14 protein-coding genes are annotated in these 17,113 nt (G+C 50.5%); 11 read left to right on the forward strand and 3 right to left on the reverse strand.

Annotated elements, in window-relative coordinates; all coding sequences use genetic code 11:
• The first annotated feature begins 121 nt into the window (after nt 1-121).
• On the forward strand, nt 122-991 hold the full coding sequence (locus MO767_RS26970) for a TauD/TfdA family dioxygenase (protein WP_219097531.1): 870 nt from the start codon (nt 122-124) through the stop codon (nt 989-991).
• A 55-nt stretch (nt 992-1,046) separates the two neighbouring features.
• Here MO767_RS26970 and MO767_RS26975 read toward each other — a convergent pair whose 3' ends face one another.
• The 3 genes from MO767_RS26975 to MO767_RS26985 all read right to left on the reverse strand — a co-directional run bounded on the left by MO767_RS26975 (nt 1,047) and on the right by MO767_RS26985 (nt 4,003).
• Nucleotides 1,047-2,285 (reverse strand): MFS transporter, encoded by a 1,239-nt coding sequence (locus tag MO767_RS26975; protein ID WP_219097532.1) that lies wholly within the window; start codon nt 2,283-2,285, stop codon nt 1,047-1,049.
• Nucleotides 2,285-2,800, reverse strand: coding sequence for a GNAT family N-acetyltransferase (locus MO767_RS26980; RefSeq protein WP_219097533.1), 516 nt, complete (start codon nt 2,798-2,800; stop codon nt 2,285-2,287). The genes MO767_RS26975 and MO767_RS26980 overlap by 1 nt, the downstream gene beginning before the upstream one ends.
• A 309-nt stretch (nt 2,801-3,109) precedes the next feature.
• A complete protein-coding gene (locus tag MO767_RS26985; RefSeq protein ID WP_282483015.1) occupies nt 3,110-4,003 on the reverse strand; it encodes a LysR family transcriptional regulator in 894 nt (297 codons plus the stop codon).
• A 325-nt stretch (nt 4,004-4,328) separates the two neighbouring features.
• On the opposite strand from MO767_RS26985, the gene MO767_RS26990 reads away from it, so the two are divergent.
• From MO767_RS26990 to MO767_RS27035, 10 genes are all read left to right on the forward strand, one after another.
• The gene (locus MO767_RS26990; RefSeq protein ID WP_282483016.1) at nt 4,329-4,706 is read left to right on the forward strand and encodes a nuclear transport factor 2 family protein; all 378 of its coding nucleotides are present in this window, start codon (nt 4,329-4,331) and stop codon (nt 4,704-4,706) included.
• Nucleotides 4,707-4,778: 72 nt separating this feature from the next.
• The gene (locus MO767_RS26995) at nt 4,779-6,386 is read left to right on the forward strand and encodes a GMC family oxidoreductase N-terminal domain-containing protein (protein ID WP_219097536.1); all 1,608 of its coding nucleotides are present in this window, start codon (nt 4,779-4,781) and stop codon (nt 6,384-6,386) included.
• Between the two features lie 4 nt (nt 6,387-6,390).
• The gene (locus MO767_RS27000; RefSeq protein WP_282483019.1) at nt 6,391-7,845 is read left to right on the forward strand and encodes an aldehyde dehydrogenase family protein; all 1,455 of its coding nucleotides are present in this window, start codon (nt 6,391-6,393) and stop codon (nt 7,843-7,845) included.
• Nucleotides 7,846-8,028: 183 nt separating this feature from the next.
• The gene (locus MO767_RS27005) at nt 8,029-9,006 is read left to right on the forward strand and encodes a zinc-binding alcohol dehydrogenase family protein (RefSeq protein ID WP_282483017.1); all 978 of its coding nucleotides are present in this window, start codon (nt 8,029-8,031) and stop codon (nt 9,004-9,006) included.
• A 58-nt stretch (nt 9,007-9,064) separates the two neighbouring features.
• Nucleotides 9,065-10,027, forward strand: coding sequence for a catalase family peroxidase (locus MO767_RS27010; RefSeq protein WP_257605403.1), 963 nt, complete (start codon nt 9,065-9,067; stop codon nt 10,025-10,027).
• Nucleotides 10,027-10,584 carry an antibiotic biosynthesis monooxygenase gene (locus MO767_RS27015; RefSeq protein ID WP_219097538.1) on the forward strand — a complete coding sequence of 186 codons (558 nt, stop codon included), beginning with the start codon at nt 10,027-10,029 and terminating at the stop codon, nt 10,582-10,584. Before MO767_RS27010 ends, MO767_RS27015 begins: the two co-directional genes overlap by 1 nt.
• A 1,142-nt stretch (nt 10,585-11,726) precedes the next feature.
• Nucleotides 11,727-13,193 (forward strand): aldehyde dehydrogenase family protein, encoded by a 1,467-nt coding sequence (locus MO767_RS27020; protein ID WP_219097539.1) that lies wholly within the window; start codon nt 11,727-11,729, stop codon nt 13,191-13,193.
• Nucleotides 13,194-13,337: 144 nt separating this feature from the next.
• Nucleotides 13,338-13,979 (forward strand): NAD(P)-binding domain-containing protein, encoded by a 642-nt coding sequence (locus MO767_RS27025; protein WP_219097540.1) that lies wholly within the window; start codon nt 13,338-13,340, stop codon nt 13,977-13,979.
• 73 nt (nt 13,980-14,052) lie between these two features.
• Nucleotides 14,053-14,802 (forward strand): SDR family oxidoreductase, encoded by a 750-nt coding sequence (locus tag MO767_RS27030; protein ID WP_282483018.1) that lies wholly within the window; start codon nt 14,053-14,055, stop codon nt 14,800-14,802.
• A gap of 619 nt (nt 14,803-15,421) precedes the next feature.
• Nucleotides 15,422-16,090: a glutathione binding-like protein gene (locus MO767_RS27035; RefSeq protein ID WP_219097542.1), complete on the forward strand. Its 669-nt coding sequence runs from the start codon at nt 15,422-15,424 to the stop codon at nt 16,088-16,090.
• Nucleotides 16,091-17,113: the final 1,023 nt, after the last annotated feature.

A 17,113-nucleotide genomic window follows, 5' to 3' on the forward strand; every position in this document is an offset into this window, starting at 1 on the left:
AGCTTGCTCGCGATAGCGGTCAGACATTCAACATCGGTATTGCCTGGACCGCCGCTATCGCGAGCAAGCTCGCTCCCACAGGGTTTGGTGATCAGCCATACAAATAATAAGGTGAGGGAACATGGATCAATTGGCATTGAAGGCTATCGAGCGCATTGCGGGGCAATCCCGGGCGCCCCACAACCGCATCACCGTGGACCGTCTGACACCGATCATCGGTGCCGAGGTCAGCGGTGTTGACCTGTCGCAACCGTTGAGCGAAGAACAGCTCGCCGAGGTGCGCCGGGCCTTCCTGGAGAATCATGTCCTGGTCTTTCGTGACCAGCACCTGACGGTGGAGCAGCACAAAGCCTTTTGCCGACTGTTCGGCGAACTGCGGGCGCTGCCGGTGGAGGACATCGATGGCGATGACCCGGAACTGGTGGTGATCCGTGCCAACGCGCAGTCGCGCTTCGTTGCAGGGGAAACCTGGCACACCGACGGCACCGCAGACCTGGAACCGTCCATGGGCTCGATGCTGTACGTCAAGGAAACCCCGGCCATCGGCACGGGCGGCGATACGCTGTTCGCCAACATGCATTTGGCGATTGAAATGCTGTCGCCGGCGCTGCAGCAGTTTCTCGGCGAATTGACCGCGATCCATGATGGCGAGATTCCGTGGAAAGGCTTCACGCCACCGGCCAACCTGCCCAAGACCGAACACCCGATGGTGGTGCGGCACCCGGAAACCGGGCGCAAGACGCTGTTCGTCAATTCGGGTTTTACCTCGCACATCGTCCAGTTGTCCGGTGGCGAGAGTCAGATGCTGTTGAGCATGCTGTTCGACCTGATCGCACGGGAACCGATCCTTAGCTGCCGCGTGCGCTGGGCGCCGAACACCCTGGTGTTTTGGGACAACCGCTGCACCCAGCATCACGCGGTCTGGGATTACTTCCCGCACTCGCGCTATGGCGAACGCGTGACCATTCTCGGCAAACAGCCTAAGGCCTGAAACCCCCATAGCCCCATGTGGGAGCGAGCAAGCTCGCTCCCACATGGGGCAAATGTCACACCGTGGAGGTTGCTGGCACCACCGCAGGCTGACTCACTCGCAACACCCGATACCCCAACAACCCGATCGGAACGCAGGCCAGCGCCAACCCCCAGAACAACACCGCACCACCAAAATGCGCAATCACCACCGCTCCCAGCAACGGCGCCAACGCCGAACCAAACCCCGCCAGCATCGAGATGCCGATGAAACTGCCGCGCATGCCCGGCGGCGCCAAGCGATCAATCAGGGTGCCGAACAGCGGCATCACAATGATTTCGGCAAACGTGGCGAAGACAACCGCGAACAGCCAACCAGCCCACCACGCCCCGGTGTTCAAGGCAATGATCGCGTGGGCAACCATTAGGCAACCCAGCGCCATCAAGTAAGCGGTTTTGTCCGCCAGCGCAATGAGCCAACTCATCAGGAACAGGTGCACCACCAGCACCACTGCGGCGTTGGTAAAATTCATCATCGCGATGATGTGGTTGATGTCGTCGACGCTCAATTGCAGTAGGTAAAAGGTCAGTGGTTCATCGATCTGCGCGTAGACCAGCACCAGGAAAAAATTGGCGACGATGATCGACAGGAACAACTTGCTGCCAAGGATTGCGCGAAAAATCTCCCGCAGTGGCGGGTAGGCGGTTTTCGCCAGGTGCGGGTTGCGCAAGCGTGCGCGGGCGGCGTTGAGAATGGTCAGCGTCAGCACCGCGTAGACGCACACGGCAATGCCGAACACGCCGTCGCTCTGGTGGTTGGCAAACCACAGGCCGATCAGCGGGCCGATGGCCGCCGCGCAATTGACCACGTAATAACGGATATGGAACAGGAACGTGCGCTGGGCGTCATCGACTGCCGTGTCACTCAACAGCATGCGCAACAGCGGCTCGAGAATGCTCTGGGACAACGCCATGCCTATGATCGCCACGAAATAGCTGGTATGCCCTGGCAGCAGGCCCATCAGCAGGTAACAACTGGCGCATAGGGCGCAGCCGAATAGCATCAGGTTGCGCGAGTTGAAGCGATCGCCCAGCAGGCCACTGAGCGGCGACAAGGCAATCGAGATCAACGCGCCGAGTGCCAGTTGCGCGCCAATCTCGGTGATCGGCGTACCGAAGCGTTTGTTCATCGCCACGGCTATGAACGGCCAGATCATGAACGACGCAACGCGGGCCAACCCGATCCCGAACAACAGCCAACGGGTCGGACGGGGCAGGGCACGCAGAGAGGCCAAGGTATTCGGGCGTTGACTCATCAGGTGAGCCGGCGCTGGTAGATCAGGTCATCAAACCATTGCTCGCCAATCTGATAGGCCTGTGGCACGCGGCGCTCAAACACGAAACCGCATTTCTCCAGGACCTTGCACGAAGCAATATTGCCATCGGTGACGGTCGATTCCAGGGAGTCGAGGCCAATGGCGATGGCGTAGTCGATGATCGCTTGCCGCGACTGGGTGCCGAAACCCCTGCCCTGAAATTCCGGCAGCAGCAGCGTGCCCACCTCGGCGTGCCCCGGCGACAGAATGCGAAAACCGCTGACCCCCAGTTCCTGCTCACTGGCCTTGTCGATCACCACCAGGCACAGCCAATGATCAGACTGCGGCGTCCATTCCGGCAGCCGGTGATCAAAGCCTTTGCGAATCTGTTCTTCGGCAATCTCGCCGAACACAAATTGCATGGTCTGGGGTTCGGAATGAAGCCGGAGAAACAGTGGCCAGTCGCACTCGACCATGGTCCGGAAATACAGCTTCTCGGTGTGTAACGCCAGCATCTAATGCTCCTTGCGTGATCGAAAAGGTACAGACTATTTTGCGTGGCAGAACTGAATTTATATCACGGTGTTGATATTCAACACCGTTCACTGCTGCCTTATCAACTTGAATAACTGCGCGAACAGGAAATATTCTAAATTTCCTAGCAAGGTTGATGCGTTAGCGTTTAAACAAATTAACCTGTTTCATTCGTTGATATTTAAGTACCCCAGCGCGGCTGGTAGGAAGAAAATTGGGGGGAAAGGTCATTGCAAGAAAGTTAAATTAAACTGGATAAAATGGTTTCTAAATCTTCTTCTGCTATGTATTTAATCGCCAGTTTTCTGTGGCGTAAAATTTAAATTGCTGATGTACCGTGAGCAAAAATCAATATAGGTCCTCACAATAGTAGAGGGGTGGCGAGAAGGGTACAACAGGTTCACCTCCTGTTCAGGGAGAGGGTAATCTGGCAAAACATGCACAAGAGACTTATTCATCAACCCCTGAGATGCTAAAAAAGGAGGTAATTCCGTTACAAGGTCCCCTCGCAACGCTTGGCTGCGCAAGTGAAGATAATCATTTGTCGTTAAAATGGGATCAGTCATAAATGATTCCTCTCCTAAATGCCAAATATTGTTTAATCCACTTCCATGCCCCCATATACCGCAGGGATACCGATTGAGATCAGCCGGTCGGGTGGGTACATCGAATCGTTTCAGGAGAACTGGGCTGGCAACCAACAAATGTCGATAAGTGATTTGATGTCGAGCAATCATCATTTCGTGGACAATTGCCCCTACTCTTAAAGCAACATCAATGCCGTCTTCCGTCAGGTTGACCCTACGTTCGGTCGTCAAAACGCTAACTTTCACAAACGGATAATCATTCTGAAACGCACTGATTAACTCCCACCAAGGTTCAAATACTGGTGGTAGGGAAAGTCGAAGCTTGCCTCTTAGTTCCAAATGATTGACGACTACGGCCTGCCTGGCTTTAGCCATCCACTCCAAGCCTTGAGAAGCATGTTCATAGAGATTGGCACCGGCCTCCGTTAACTGAATACCCTGAGACGAACGCTCCAACAGCTGCGTATCCAAATCGCGCTCGAGTTCCTTAATGTGCCTACTCAGCGTGGCTAGCGGTATCCCACTAGACAACGCGGCTGCGGAAAGGCTCCCAGATATCACCGCATGGACGAACATTTCAACTGAATTGAGGTTCATATTGCACGGCGCCTGCCAGTGTAGGGGGGCTAGCAGCAATCTTCGCATATTCGCCCGTGAAATTGAAGGTTGGGAGAATGCAATTAAAATATAATTGCAATTTCGCATATAACTTAATGTTTGAATTTAGCCTTTTTTTATACGAATAAGCTTATCGCTTTGTGTGCCTTGGCGAGCTGATTGATGCTGTCGGGGTTGGCTGATTATGAATTCCTCCCAAAATGAAGAGTTCGACTTCTCAGTTTTGCGTGTTCCGAGCTAAATTTATAAGCCTACACTCAAGAGGATCGGAAATTTCCAATCAGCTCATTATTAAGGTAATAACATGTCTATCGAAATGGTCCTTAAGTCGTACGAGACTGCTCTAAATAATAACGACATCGAATCGATTCTTTCGTTGTTTGGTAGCGAACCTGTGTTCATGCCGCAGAACGCTCCGGCATTGGAAGGGCGTGAAGCAGTGCGCGCTGGCTATGAGCAGGTTTTTGATATCTTGAAGTTGACGGTGCAGTTCACTATTCATGATGTGGAAATAGCTGGCGAATGGGCGTGGGCGCGCACTACTTCATCAGGAGTTACGAAGATTCTTGAGGCTGGTATTGAAGTTTCTGAAGGTAATAACGAGCTTTTCATTCTGCGGAAAGAGTCGGGTGACTGGAAAATCCACCGTTATCTGTTCGCGACCAGTCAACCTCGGGCTTAACTTAATCAGTCTATTATCAGATCGGTTAAAGCTGCGTTGAAGAAAATTTTCTTTATGTAAAAGGATATCGCCATGCCTACTTCTAACACCGTGTTTCCCTCCAGCGAAGGGCAGACTTCGGCCTCACCTAAAAATAGCGATGCTCACTCAGCTACATACGACTATGTGATTGTCGGTGGTGGAGCTGCAGGTGCTGTGTTGGCTAATCGCTTGAGCGAGGCGGGCGACCGCAAGGTGTTGCTACTGGAAGCAGGCATGGCATATGCACCGGATGAGTACCCTGACGCTGTGCGCCTTCAAACCATGATTGGTGGTGATAGCGAGCATGACTGGGGATACCAAAGCGAGCCTTCCTACTTAAATCGCGTCCTGCCTTTGCCACGCGGTCGAGTACTTGGCGGTAGCACAGCTATTAACGGTGCTGTCGCAATGCGGACACCCAAAGTAGACCATGATCGCTGGCAGAAAGAGCATGGTCTAGAAGGCTGGAGTTGGGCGGATATGGCGCCAGCATTTATCCGAATGGAGCGTACGTCGGGAGGTGCCGACGAGGTCCATGGCCGTTCTGGTCCGTTTCCCATTCACCAGCTTGGTTTTGAAGAAACATCTGATATGCAGCGAGCATTTGTTGAGGCTGCGGTCAATGTCGGCTATCCGAGAGTTAGCGATTTCAACGGTATGGAACCATTTGGCGCGAGCCCTTACCCCATGAACACTCGGATGGGGAATAGGATGAATACGGGCATGACTTATCTGGATTCAGCGACTCGCGCTAGACCTAATTTAACGATCCGTGGTAACGCAGAAGTAGAACGTGTGTTATTCAAAGGGCGGCGCGCTGTCGGCGTAAACTTGATCGACGGCGAATCGATTTTTGCACACGAAGTCATTCTCAGCGCTGGCACCTATGGCAGTCCTGGGATATTGATGCGTTCTGGAGTGGGGCCGGCCCAGGACCTAGAGGCGTTGGGCATTGATGTCATCGCCGATCTTCCTGTGGGTAAAAAGCTACAGGATCATCCTTTCTACTTTACTGTTTGGGCTGCTAATCCACAAAAGGTTGGCTTGGGAACGCCTCCGGTGGGCGCCATTCTCTGGGCACGCTCAAAGCAGGCTGCGGCCAATGATCTGGACCTGCATGTCACTGCAGTTCATTACGGTGATCCAAGTCAATCACCAAGCGGCGCTATCTTTATGCTCGCTATTGCCAATACTCGACCCGTCTCGGTCGGATCTTTCAAACTGCGTAGCAAGGATCCTCGCGACAATCCAATCATCGATCTTGCATTTCTCAAAGATCAACGAGATCGGGACGGTTTGATTGACGGTGTCGAGATCGTACGGGCGTTAGCTGCAACTGCCCCGCTTTCTGAGTTCATCCAAAGTGAGATGGCGCCGGGGGCGCAGGCAGTCACTAGGGCCGAAATTGAGGCCAGTTTAGCCGGCTCTCTCGACACCTACCACCATCCTACGTCGACAGTGCCCATGGGCGGACCGAACGACCCGGATGCGGTACTGGATAATTTCGGTTTAGTTCGCGGGATACAGGGCCTGAGAGTGGTTGACGCATCCATCTTCCCAGACATTCCGTCAGTGGCAACCAACGTAATCACCTTGATGGCCGCTGAACACATCGCTTTCAAGATGACTGATAATCGGAGCGCTGAACGTGAACTCTGAAAAAATGGTAGCCCGTCATTGGATCGGTGGACAATGGATCGAAAAAGGCGAGAGACACGATAGTATCGACCCTGCGACTGGCGAATCCATTGGCTCATTTTGTGAGGGCGGACAAGCGGTGGCTTTACAGGCTATTGAGGTCGCGTACAAAGCGTTTAATGGTACTTCGTGGAGACACGACCGAAGACTCCGGGCGCAAGCATTAAACGAGATGGCTGATCGTTTCGAATTCCATGCCGAGGAATTGGTGGCGATACTTTCGCTGGAGAATGGAAAAATTCGTTCCGAAGCGCATTTTGAGGTGTCGATGGTGCCCTCTAAACTGCGCTTTTATGCAGCGTTGGCTTTGACTGATTTTGGACGCGCTATAGAAACATCCCCAGGTCGGTACTCCACTGTTCTACGCGAAGCGGTGGGTGTAGCCGGTGTCATTGCGCCTTGGAATTCACCAGTTGTGTTGTTTATTCGTTCGCTAGCACCTGCGCTTGCGGCGGGTTGCACAGTAGTGGGTAAATTACCTGGTTGGACCGCCCTAACAAACTCCAAGATGTGCGAGATATTTGCTGAGGTTCGAAGCCTGCCTGATGGGGTGATCAATGTCTTCAGTGAAGTTAGCAGTGACGGCGCTCGCGCCATGATTGATTCGCCATTGGTTCCCACTATTAGTTTTACTGGCAGTTCGAGCACAGGCCAAGCCATCTCGGCCGCAGGCGCTAAGCACTTGAAACGTTTCGGCCTTGAATTAGGCGGCAAAACTCCGGTGTTGGTGTTTGAGGATGCTGATCTGGATAAAGCACTGCCCATGATCGAAAAGGCACTCACAACGTTTGCCGGTCAATTCTGCATGACCGCCAGCCGTCTTCTTGTACATAGACCGATTCTTGACCACGTTCGTGATTTGCTTGCCGCTCGCCTTCGAGCGGTCAAGGTTGGTCCAGCAGCTTTACCGGAGAGTGATATGGGCCCGCTTATCAATATGGACAACGTTAAGCGAGTTGATGCGATGGTTGAAGCAGCCATTTCAGCCGGAGCAAAGGTTGTGGTTCGTGGCGGGGCTTTCAAGAGTGGCCCTTTGGCAAGAGGAGCTTTCTACCAACCAACTCTGTTAGAAATTACCGACCACGAGTTACCTATTGCACAGGAGGAGGTATTTGGCCCGGTCTTGGTGATGCAGGCATTTGACGACGAGGCGGAAGCTATCAGTCTGGCAAATAATTCCCGCTACGGACTCGCCGCGTCTATCTGGTCGAGTCAAATCGACCGTCCACATCGTGTGGCCCGACAACTGGACGTCGGCACGGTATGGATCAATAACTGGGCAGTGGTTTACGACGAAACAGAGGAGGGTGGTTACAAGCAAAGCGGAGCAGGACGTTTGAACGGAATCGCCGCCATGGAGGATTTCGTCGAGTACAAAACCGTCATTCACGAAATTAACCTTGATTCAAATCATTCCTGATTGCAGCTCGGCCTATGGCCTTACTGTATGAAGTTGGGAGTTTATTCAGAGCTCCCGCGCACATTTTCCAATGCTGACTCAGTTCAGAGTGGCGGCTGAGCTCCTTTGAAAGGTCTCAATTTTCAAAACGCGGCGGTTAAGGCGTACGTCGCTCTTCAAGCCCAATAGAATTCGAGTGAATTTATGGACAGCATGAAAGCTGCGGTAATCTACCAAGCCGGTGAACCCGAAGTCCTTAGGCTGGAGCAGCGGCCTATTCCGGTCCCATTAAATGGCGAGGTTTTGATAAAGGTTAAAGCGTTTGGCTTAAATCGCTCCGAACTTTTCACCAGGCAAGGTCATTCGCCTAATGTGCGTTTTCCGCGCGTACTTGGTATTGAAGCCGTGGGTATTGTTGAATCGGCCCCTGGTAAAGAGTTTAAACCTGGGGATCGAGTTGCTACGGCTATGGGCGGGATGGGTCGATACCTTGACGGAGGATATGCCGAATATACCTGTGTCCCCGCCTCACAAATTCAGTCTGTGCGAACAGATTTGGATTGGGCGACATTGGGCGCTCTCCCGGAAATGCTGCAGACCGCCTGGGGGTCACTATTTAAATCGCTGCGCATTGAACACGGACAGACATTACTTATCCGCGGTGGTACGACCTCAGTCGGATTAGCTGCTGCCGCAATTGCTAAAAATCATGGGGTTACGGTCGCGTCAACGACTCGTAAAGCAGGTCGTGAGTCGCTGTTACGCGACAGCGGTGCTGAGCACGTTTTTGTCGACACCGGGAACCTGGCTGAACAAGTTAAAGCAGTTTTCCCGGGCGGCGTTGACAAGGTGCTTGAACTGATCGGGGCTACGACATTGCGTGATTCGCTGCGGTGCGCTCGGCCAGGCGGCACGGTATGCATGACCGGAATGGTAAGTAATGAGTGGGCGTTTAAGGATTTCAGCCCCATGGATATGGTGCCGACAGCCGTTAGCTTGACAACGTATGCTGGAGATTCTGACGATTTTATGGCTACACCGCTTCAAGATCTGATCGAGCAAATTGTCGCAGGGTCATTGCGCGTGCAAGTCGGTCAGGTGTTTTCGCTAGACGACATTGTCGCTGCTCATCGTTGCATGGAAGAAAATAGAGCGGGCGGAAAAATTGTGGTGCTGACATGAGTGAGCCGTTGACCAATTTGGGAAGTTACCTGATTTCTAAGCGACAAGCTGAAAAGTTATGATTGCCAATTTACGACTTTACGACGATCTTCTGGACGCCCTTTACGAAACCTTTGGCCGTCATCCAGGTTTCAGGGTCGCTCATGCGAAGGGAGTGTTGAGCACCGGAAATTTTATTGCCAGCGCTGCAGCTCGCACACTCAGCACTGCTTTCCACCTGAGCGGTGAAGCAGTGCCCGTCGTGGCAAGATTTTCAAACTTCAGTGGGTTGCCCGCTACGCCTGACGGCGATCCGATGGCTAGCCCTTACGGATTGGCTCTCCGGTTCCAGCTTCCGGATGGCACTTGCACCGACATTGTCGCCCACTCGTATGATGGATTCCCAGTCGCCACTCCGACGGAGTTTTTGGAGTTTCTTCTCGGGATTGCTGCCAGCAGCGGCCAGCCCGCTATGCCATATAGGCTAGAGAAGTTTTTGGCTGAACATGCTGCCGCGAAGGATTTTATGATATCGCCCAAACCAGCACCGCGCAGTTACGCTTCGATACCTTACTTTGGCGTCAATAGCTTTGTATTTATCGATGCCGACGGTGGTCGCCGTTTTGGTCGTTATCGCGTAGGACCTTCGATCAATTTACCCGCGTTGACAGATGTTGAAATAGCAGAGACATCCCCTGATTATCTAAGTGAAGAGCTGCGCACTCGCCTGTCGTCCGGCGCTATTAGTCTGCGACTAGTACTTCAGCTCGCTAATCCTGACGACGATATTTCAGATGGGTCAGTGGCATGGGCGCGAATTGGTGACTTGGCTCATGAGGAAATTGAGTTGGGAGAACTCCTACTGGATGGGTTCCCAGGTTCAGTTGAACAGCGATTCTGGCAGCGCAATCTGAACTTCAATCCTGGACGTATAACTGCCGGTATCGAATTGTCCGATGATCCTATGGTAGCTGCAAGGCAAGGTATCTATGATCGCGCTGTCAAGCGGCGAGCAGATGCCGCCGGCATCGAGGAGTCATGATGGACAAGCAGAGTTCTAACGAACCAGGTATCAGCGTCATCGTGCATGAAGTCTCCCCCGAATACCAATCACTCTACGAGGAGTGGATGGAGCGGGCGATCGACGCTCACCGAAAATCCCCCGGCTTCCTGGCGGCGGACGTTTTACGCCCTGTCGGTTCAACTCTGCGTTATGCGGTAATTTTGCGATTTACTTCCCGCGAAGATGCTAATAGATGGCTCACCTCAAAAGTGCGCTACAAGCTTTTAGAGGAGGCAAGCCCATGGTTATTACGACAGGATCGATATCGGACTAATTCCGATGCGGACTTCTGGTTCGAGCCTCTCAATGGAGGAGATCGGGCGAAGCGTTGGAAGCAGTGGCTCCTTACGTGGGGTGTGGTACTACCACTGTCCAGTGTGATTTCTTGGTTGCTAGGTGCTGGCCTCTCGGTAGTTGACCTCGAACTTCCGTTGCTTTTATTCAAGCTCATCAGTTCTGCACTTCTCTCGCTGATTATGGTGTATTGGGCAATGCCTACTGTCTCTCGGCTTGCCTCACGTTGGCTATTGATTTGAGTGAAAGCCATTATTGGCATAGGTGCTATCAAGAAATAAAAATGTAGATGTCACCAGCAGCCAAATGAGGGTAGTTGCCATCCTTGCGGCGCGTTTAAGTAACCGATATCGCATGCCAAACTTCTCTTCGTTTATAATACAAATATGGTAATAAATTAGCCATCGCCGCGCTGAAAATGGCGAAGCTTTTGTGGTCCACATTGCGCTAAGCGATAACTTACGTTGTGTAAGCATATGCAACATGGCATTTCGTTGGGGCGCGTATTGAGCTAAAAAAGGGGGAATGGCTCGCGGCGCACTCGGAGTAATTAACACGTTCAAGATTGCGAAACAGTCGAGGCTAACCGTTAAGCATTACCTTTATAAAAGTGAGTGGTAAAAAAATATAATAAGTTGGGCAATGCTTTACAGTTTGACGTGCGATTTTGATCACTGACTGCTTAGGATTCCATATGAGGAGCCTTATCAAAATAGAGAGGCAGGGCTCTCAAATTTTTATGTTCCTAAGGCTGACGTTTAAGCCTAGTCTTGATAATTAGAAGATGATCAGTTGAGTATTTAAAAAAGTAAATAAGAGCTTAATTGGATCCTATTCTAATGTCTGCGCGATCATCATTATGATTTAACACCACGGTTCATTACGGTAACAGGGCCACTTCTCCAGATGGCGCCATATTTAAGCTGGCTATTGCGGATACTCGGCCAGCTGAAATTAGCTCGATTAGGTTACACAGTCGTGACTAGCGTGCAGCTTAGATAATTGATCTTGTGTTTCGAAGGAACTGCGTGACGGACTAATTGATAGTGTGAAAATGGTGCGCGAGCTATTGCCATAGCATCATTTTTCGATTTTATGCGCAGCGAAGTGACTGCCCGGCCGCAGGCATATACGCGAGCAAAAATAGAGGCAGTCCTCGTCGGCACTCTAGATAGGTATCCCCCCATCTCGACAGTTTAGCTGGGAGGCGACATTGATCCTGACGCGGTGGTTGACGGTGAAGGTCGAGTGCGTGGCACCCATAATTGCTAGTCATAAAAGCCTCCATATTTCCTGATGTCCCGTGGTGGCTACCAATGTATCGACGCTCATCGCAGCTGGACACATTGCGTAAAAAAATCACATAGTCATGGAGTCGAAAGAGATGAGCTCAGATCAGTTGTTTGCAAAGCACTGGATAGGGGGTGCCTGGATAGATTCACAAACTCGCCGAGACAGTATCAACCCTGCCAGCGGTGAAAAAATTGGTACTTACGCGGATGGAGGAGAGACTGAGGCTGCTCATGCGATCGACATCGCCAGGAAAACGTTCGTCAACTCTGAGTGGCGGGAAAATCGTCGTTTGCGAGCGAAGGTTCTCAATGAAATGGCTGACCGATTCGAAGCTCGATCAGATGATCTCGTTAAAATACTAGCATTGGAAAACGGAAAGATTATTTCTGAGGCACTCTTTGAAGTATCAATGGTTCCTTCGAAACTTCGCTTCTTCGCGGCGCTCACATTGACCGATTTCGGACGTGCACTCGAGGTCGCACCAGGCAAGTATTCTACTGTCCTCCGCGAAGCCATGGGGGTCGCCGGAATCATCGCACCCTGGAACTCACCAGTGGTCCTCTTTATTCGCTCCCTAGCGCCAGCGCTTGCTGCCGGATGCACAGTTGTCGGTAAGTTACCTGGATTTACCGCGCAAACCAATGCGCTTATGTGCCAAATTTTTGCCGAAGTTAAAAGCCTGCCGGTGGGAGTAATAAACGTCTTCACTGAGCTCCGTGGCGATGGAGCGCGGTTCATGGTCGACTCCCCGTTGGTCCCAACCATTAGTTTCACGGGCAGTACTTCTACGGGACAGGCAATTTCAGCAGCAGGTGCTAAGCATTTGAAACGGTTCGGCCTAGAACTTGGAGGAAAAACACCCGTATTGTTATTCGAAGATGCTGATCTGGATAAGGCTCTTCCGATAATTGAGAAAGCGCTGACTGTCTTTGCTGGCCAATTTTGTATGACGGGAAGTCGTCTACTCGTTCATCGATCAATCCTTGATACCGTTCGCCTGAAACTCAAGGCTCGTTTTGAGGTGGTTAAAGTTGGCCCGGCTGCTGATGTTTCTAGCGAGATGGGGCCTATGATCAATCTCGACAGTGTCGAAAGAGTTGAGGGGGTCGTCGAGGCTGCGATTTCAGGCGGAGCCCTAGTAGTAGTGCGGGGAGGACCATATAAAGAAGGTCCACTGGCCAACGGCGCTTTTTATCGACCAGCGCTTTTAGAAATACAGGACCACTCGATGCCCATTGCACAAGAAGAAGTATTTGGCCCGGTTCTCGTGATGCAAGCATTCGACACGGAGGCGGAGGCAATTCAGCTGGCAAATGACTCACGTTATGGTTTGGCTGCGTCGGTCTGGTCAACCAACATTGACCGGCCAATGCGTGTCGCTCGAAAGTTAGAAGTAGGAACTGTCTGGATCAATAACTGGGCGGTTGTTTATGACGAAACTGAAGAGGGTGGCTGCAAGCAAAGCGGCGCGGGGCGTTTGAATGGAATTGCAGCGTTGGAGGACTTCATCGAGTATAAGACCGTCATCCATGAAGTAAATCTTAGTCCCAAATCATGAAGTTAAGTTGGTGATATTTTATAAAATGCCAATGGTTGTGATTGGGAAACATAAGAACCAAAGCTTGACTGGTTCATAATTTCAGGCGTTTATCAAACGATAAATAACGCGACGAAGTGATGTCGCATATCAAGAGAACCAATCATGAAAATCGGAATACTTGGCGCTGGAGCGGTCGGTCAGGCGTTTGCAGAACTTGCGCTAAATCGTGGTTTCGAAGTGATGATTAGTAATTCGCGAGGACTCGAAACGCTCGGTGAGTTAGCGGAATCCATCGGTTGTAAGATAGGCACGAAAGAGGAAGCAGCAGCATTTGGTGAGATCATTTTGCTGGCTATACCGCTCAAGGCGTATAGGACAATTCCTGTAGAACTATTGGCTGGCAAGATAGTATTGGACGCTACAAATTATTTTCCTGCACGCGATGGTCCGATGGAGATTTTTGACCAGGGTCTGATGTCCACCAGCGAATTAATCGCTAATCATTTGTCATTATCATGTGTTGTTAAAGGTTTCAGTGCAATTCCTATGAAAGAGCTTGCTAAAGATGCTCAATCTACAGGTTCACTTCTGCGGCGAGCTCTGCCAATTGCTGGAGACGATCTCGATGCGAAGCAAAAAGTTATGAGGCTTCATGATCAATTGGGGTTTGATGTATTAGATACTGGGTCGTTAGCTGATAGCTGGCGTTTCGAGAGAGGAAGGCCAGCATTTTGCGTATTCTTTCAATTAGCGGGTTTAGAAAAAGTACTGGCAGACACACCAAAAATTTTAGTGTCACATTGAATTTTGTATTAAATAACTTTCTCTATGCGTAGCTAGAAATATCTATTCTCGCACTTTTACTGAGGGTTTAAACATGACTATGAAACTAGCAGGTAAGGTAGCGCTTGTCACGGGTGGCTCACGTGGTATTGGTGCAGCAATTGTTCGACGCTTGGCTCAGGAAGGAGCTTATGTCGCATTCAGTTATTCTTCGTCAGCTGAAACAGCTGAGAAGCTTGTAAAGGAAATACATTCTACAGGAGGTCACGCTTTAGCATTAGCAGCCGATCAGGCGGATGAAAAACAGGTTACCAATCTTGTCAAAACTGTTTTCAACCATTTTGGTCATCTTGATATCTTGGTTAACAGCGCTGGGATTTCCATTATGGGTGACGTTAATGATTCAGCTGCCGACATTGCGTCCTTTGATCGTCAGTATGCTATTAACGTCAAAGGGGTCTCGACCGCGGTTCGCGCGGCAGCGCCGCTGCTTCCTGAAGGCGGCCGGATAATTTCGATAGGCACTGTTTTCGCCAGTCAGACTGCCTTAGTGGGTTGGGGAGATTATGCGGCGAGCAAAGCTGCTGTTGCTGCGTATACTCGTGCTTGGGCGCGGGATCTAGGGGCACGCGGTATCACGGTAAACATTATTCAACCTGGGCCTATTAATACTGAGTCTAATCCGGAAACTGGGGACTATGCTCCGATTCTTTCTCAATTGACGGCACTCAATCGATATGGGCAACCTGACGAAATCGCAGCCGTTGTAGCTTTTTTAGCAGGTCCCGATGCCAGTTACATTTCCGGGGCGACATTGAATGTCGACGGCGGAATGTTAGCCTGATATAAATTCAAATGTAGAAATTTTATTAGTTTACACATTACATATTCAGTTGGATTAATTTTGTGGGGTAGGGGGTGTTCGCTTTTAGGGGTGAAATTCTAAAAGCGTCCTATTTGCCCTGATATTCTTGGTATTTTGTTTGGTTTGATAACGCTTTTTAGTTCAGTGGAGTGTGTCATTATCAATAATAACTACCATTATTGTCTTGTGTTTTAGAGCTTTCATTAGCAGTTAAAATGGAGCTCGCATCCATTGCTTTCGCATAGGGTAAAGTTGTGTTCACTGCTTCAGTAGTTTGTAAACTTCGACGCATCCTTTATTAAACCATGAGCTCCTCGGTTGGCTGGATGGAAAAAGGTTTTTATCTCTGATGAAAAATTGGCTTCTTAAAGTTTCGAGAAGTTCGCGAGAATCAGAAAACTAGTTGTGCTTATATTCGAATATTTTTGAAAATTGTAAAAAATTTCTAATAGAAGCCGTGTCCCTGTGATTCTGTGAAATTTGATATCGGCGAATTCCTTGGAGTGCATTACGGTATGTAAGTGAGTACGACCCTTGATGGAATCTGTTATTAAAATGGTATACGAATACAATTACGCATTAAAAAAATAGGTGCAGTATGATAACGCTTTATTATCACCGTGGGGCATGTTCGACGGCTAACCATTTTGCTCTCGAAGAAGCAGGTGTCGAGTACGACGCCATCGAGGTTGATCTCCGATCGGTTGAGGATCCTCTTACAATCAAGGTGCGTGCTCTTAATCCTATGGCGCAGACGCCTACCATCGTGCTCGATGATGGAACCGTACTTACCCAGAATGCGGCGACTTTACCGTTCATTGCAGACCTTGTTCCTGAAAAAAAGTTGTTCCCTAAGCGGGGCACAATGGAGCGTGTCCTGGCGGAGGGCTGGCTGTCTTTTGTGGCCTCAGACCTTCATCCGAGAATGGTAGAGGTCTCGTGGGTTTGGGCTGTGGAGGATGAACAAATGCAGGGGCAATTGCGAAAATTTTATGAGGGGCGTGTCGCACGGCCGCTACAGGCACTCAATGATCGACTTGAGGGCCAGGATTTCATCCTCGGTGACCGATATTCTGTCATAGACGGTTATGCGCTTATAGCGCTTGGGTGGTCAGTGCCCTGTGCACTTTCGCTGGACGCTTATCCTAATATCTTAGCCTTTATGGCGCGGGTCGAAGCGCGCCCTGTGATACGGCATGTCCGCCAACTCGAAGGCGATCTCGACTGGGTGGCAGACATTAAGCGGATACCTCGCAATGAGGCGTGAGTATTCCCTACTTGCCGATGCTACGCGCCCCCGACCAGAACGAAATTTTCGCACTCTTTAAGCTGTTTGCTAGTGAGGAAATAAGTTGGGATTCGGCAAATCGTAATAACAAAATGTTTCTGCACACGAAAAAAACCAACGCGAGCTTTTACTCGATGATTCACGGTTCTCTATAAGAACTTGGGGCAAATGAAGTTAAGAAGCGATTCCGGAAACTAAATTATACTTCGCTGTGTCTATGGGATGTTTTTTCTGGTCTGAGGGCCACTGGACTTTGTGTTTGGAAGTATTCATTTGTTCGGTCCGATGGCCATCAGAGCTGTTCCCCGAACAATTGAGCCTCCTGAACTGCGCTGAGATTACATTCCAGCAGTCAGCATTCGAACCATCTCAAATTTTTTAGCTTTGTCTAGACAGGCGCTGGTTGATGCCCCCAAAAGGGGCCAATGGCTCGAAGTCTTAAAGAAAATATCAGCTTTACTTCGGAGTCCAAAATATACAAATTGGGGTTTTGAGAGACTGCAAGGAACAATATTTTGGACTGACGATAATGGAGGGGTGCATTCGTGAGCAGGCCGTTCATGAGCGCATAGCTACTGCCATCCCCAAGCCCTCCGAATTTAGGGTTCTAAGCCTGATTTTGCTTAGTCGTTTAAAAACAAAGCGCTTTTACTGCAAGATGTTTTGGCGGTCAGATTGGCCGAACGTTTGCAGTGTCGACCCATTGCAGTTGCTGGCGAAAGGCCGAAATGACTACGGCGCAATTTCATCGAATGCCGGGTATCTTCCTGCTGTAACCCTCTTGGTTTGACTGCCCACAAAAGGCCTCTTCGGCGCCGGATAATCCTAAACTTTGGTTAACTGAAGATGGTTCGAGCTTTATCCGATCCTCCGTGTACTGATGGTAGTTCTAGTCGAGGGCCTAAGCGCTAAGGCATAGCATTTTGAACAGCTGATGAAGCATTGACTGTTGCCGCTGACCGAAAACTGACCCAGTAGAGGCTGTTCTGCCGACTGAAAACT

The organism is Pseudomonas sp. UYIF39 (assembly GCF_029963765.1).
Lineage (GTDB): Bacteria > Pseudomonadota > Gammaproteobacteria > Pseudomonadales > Pseudomonadaceae > Aquipseudomonas.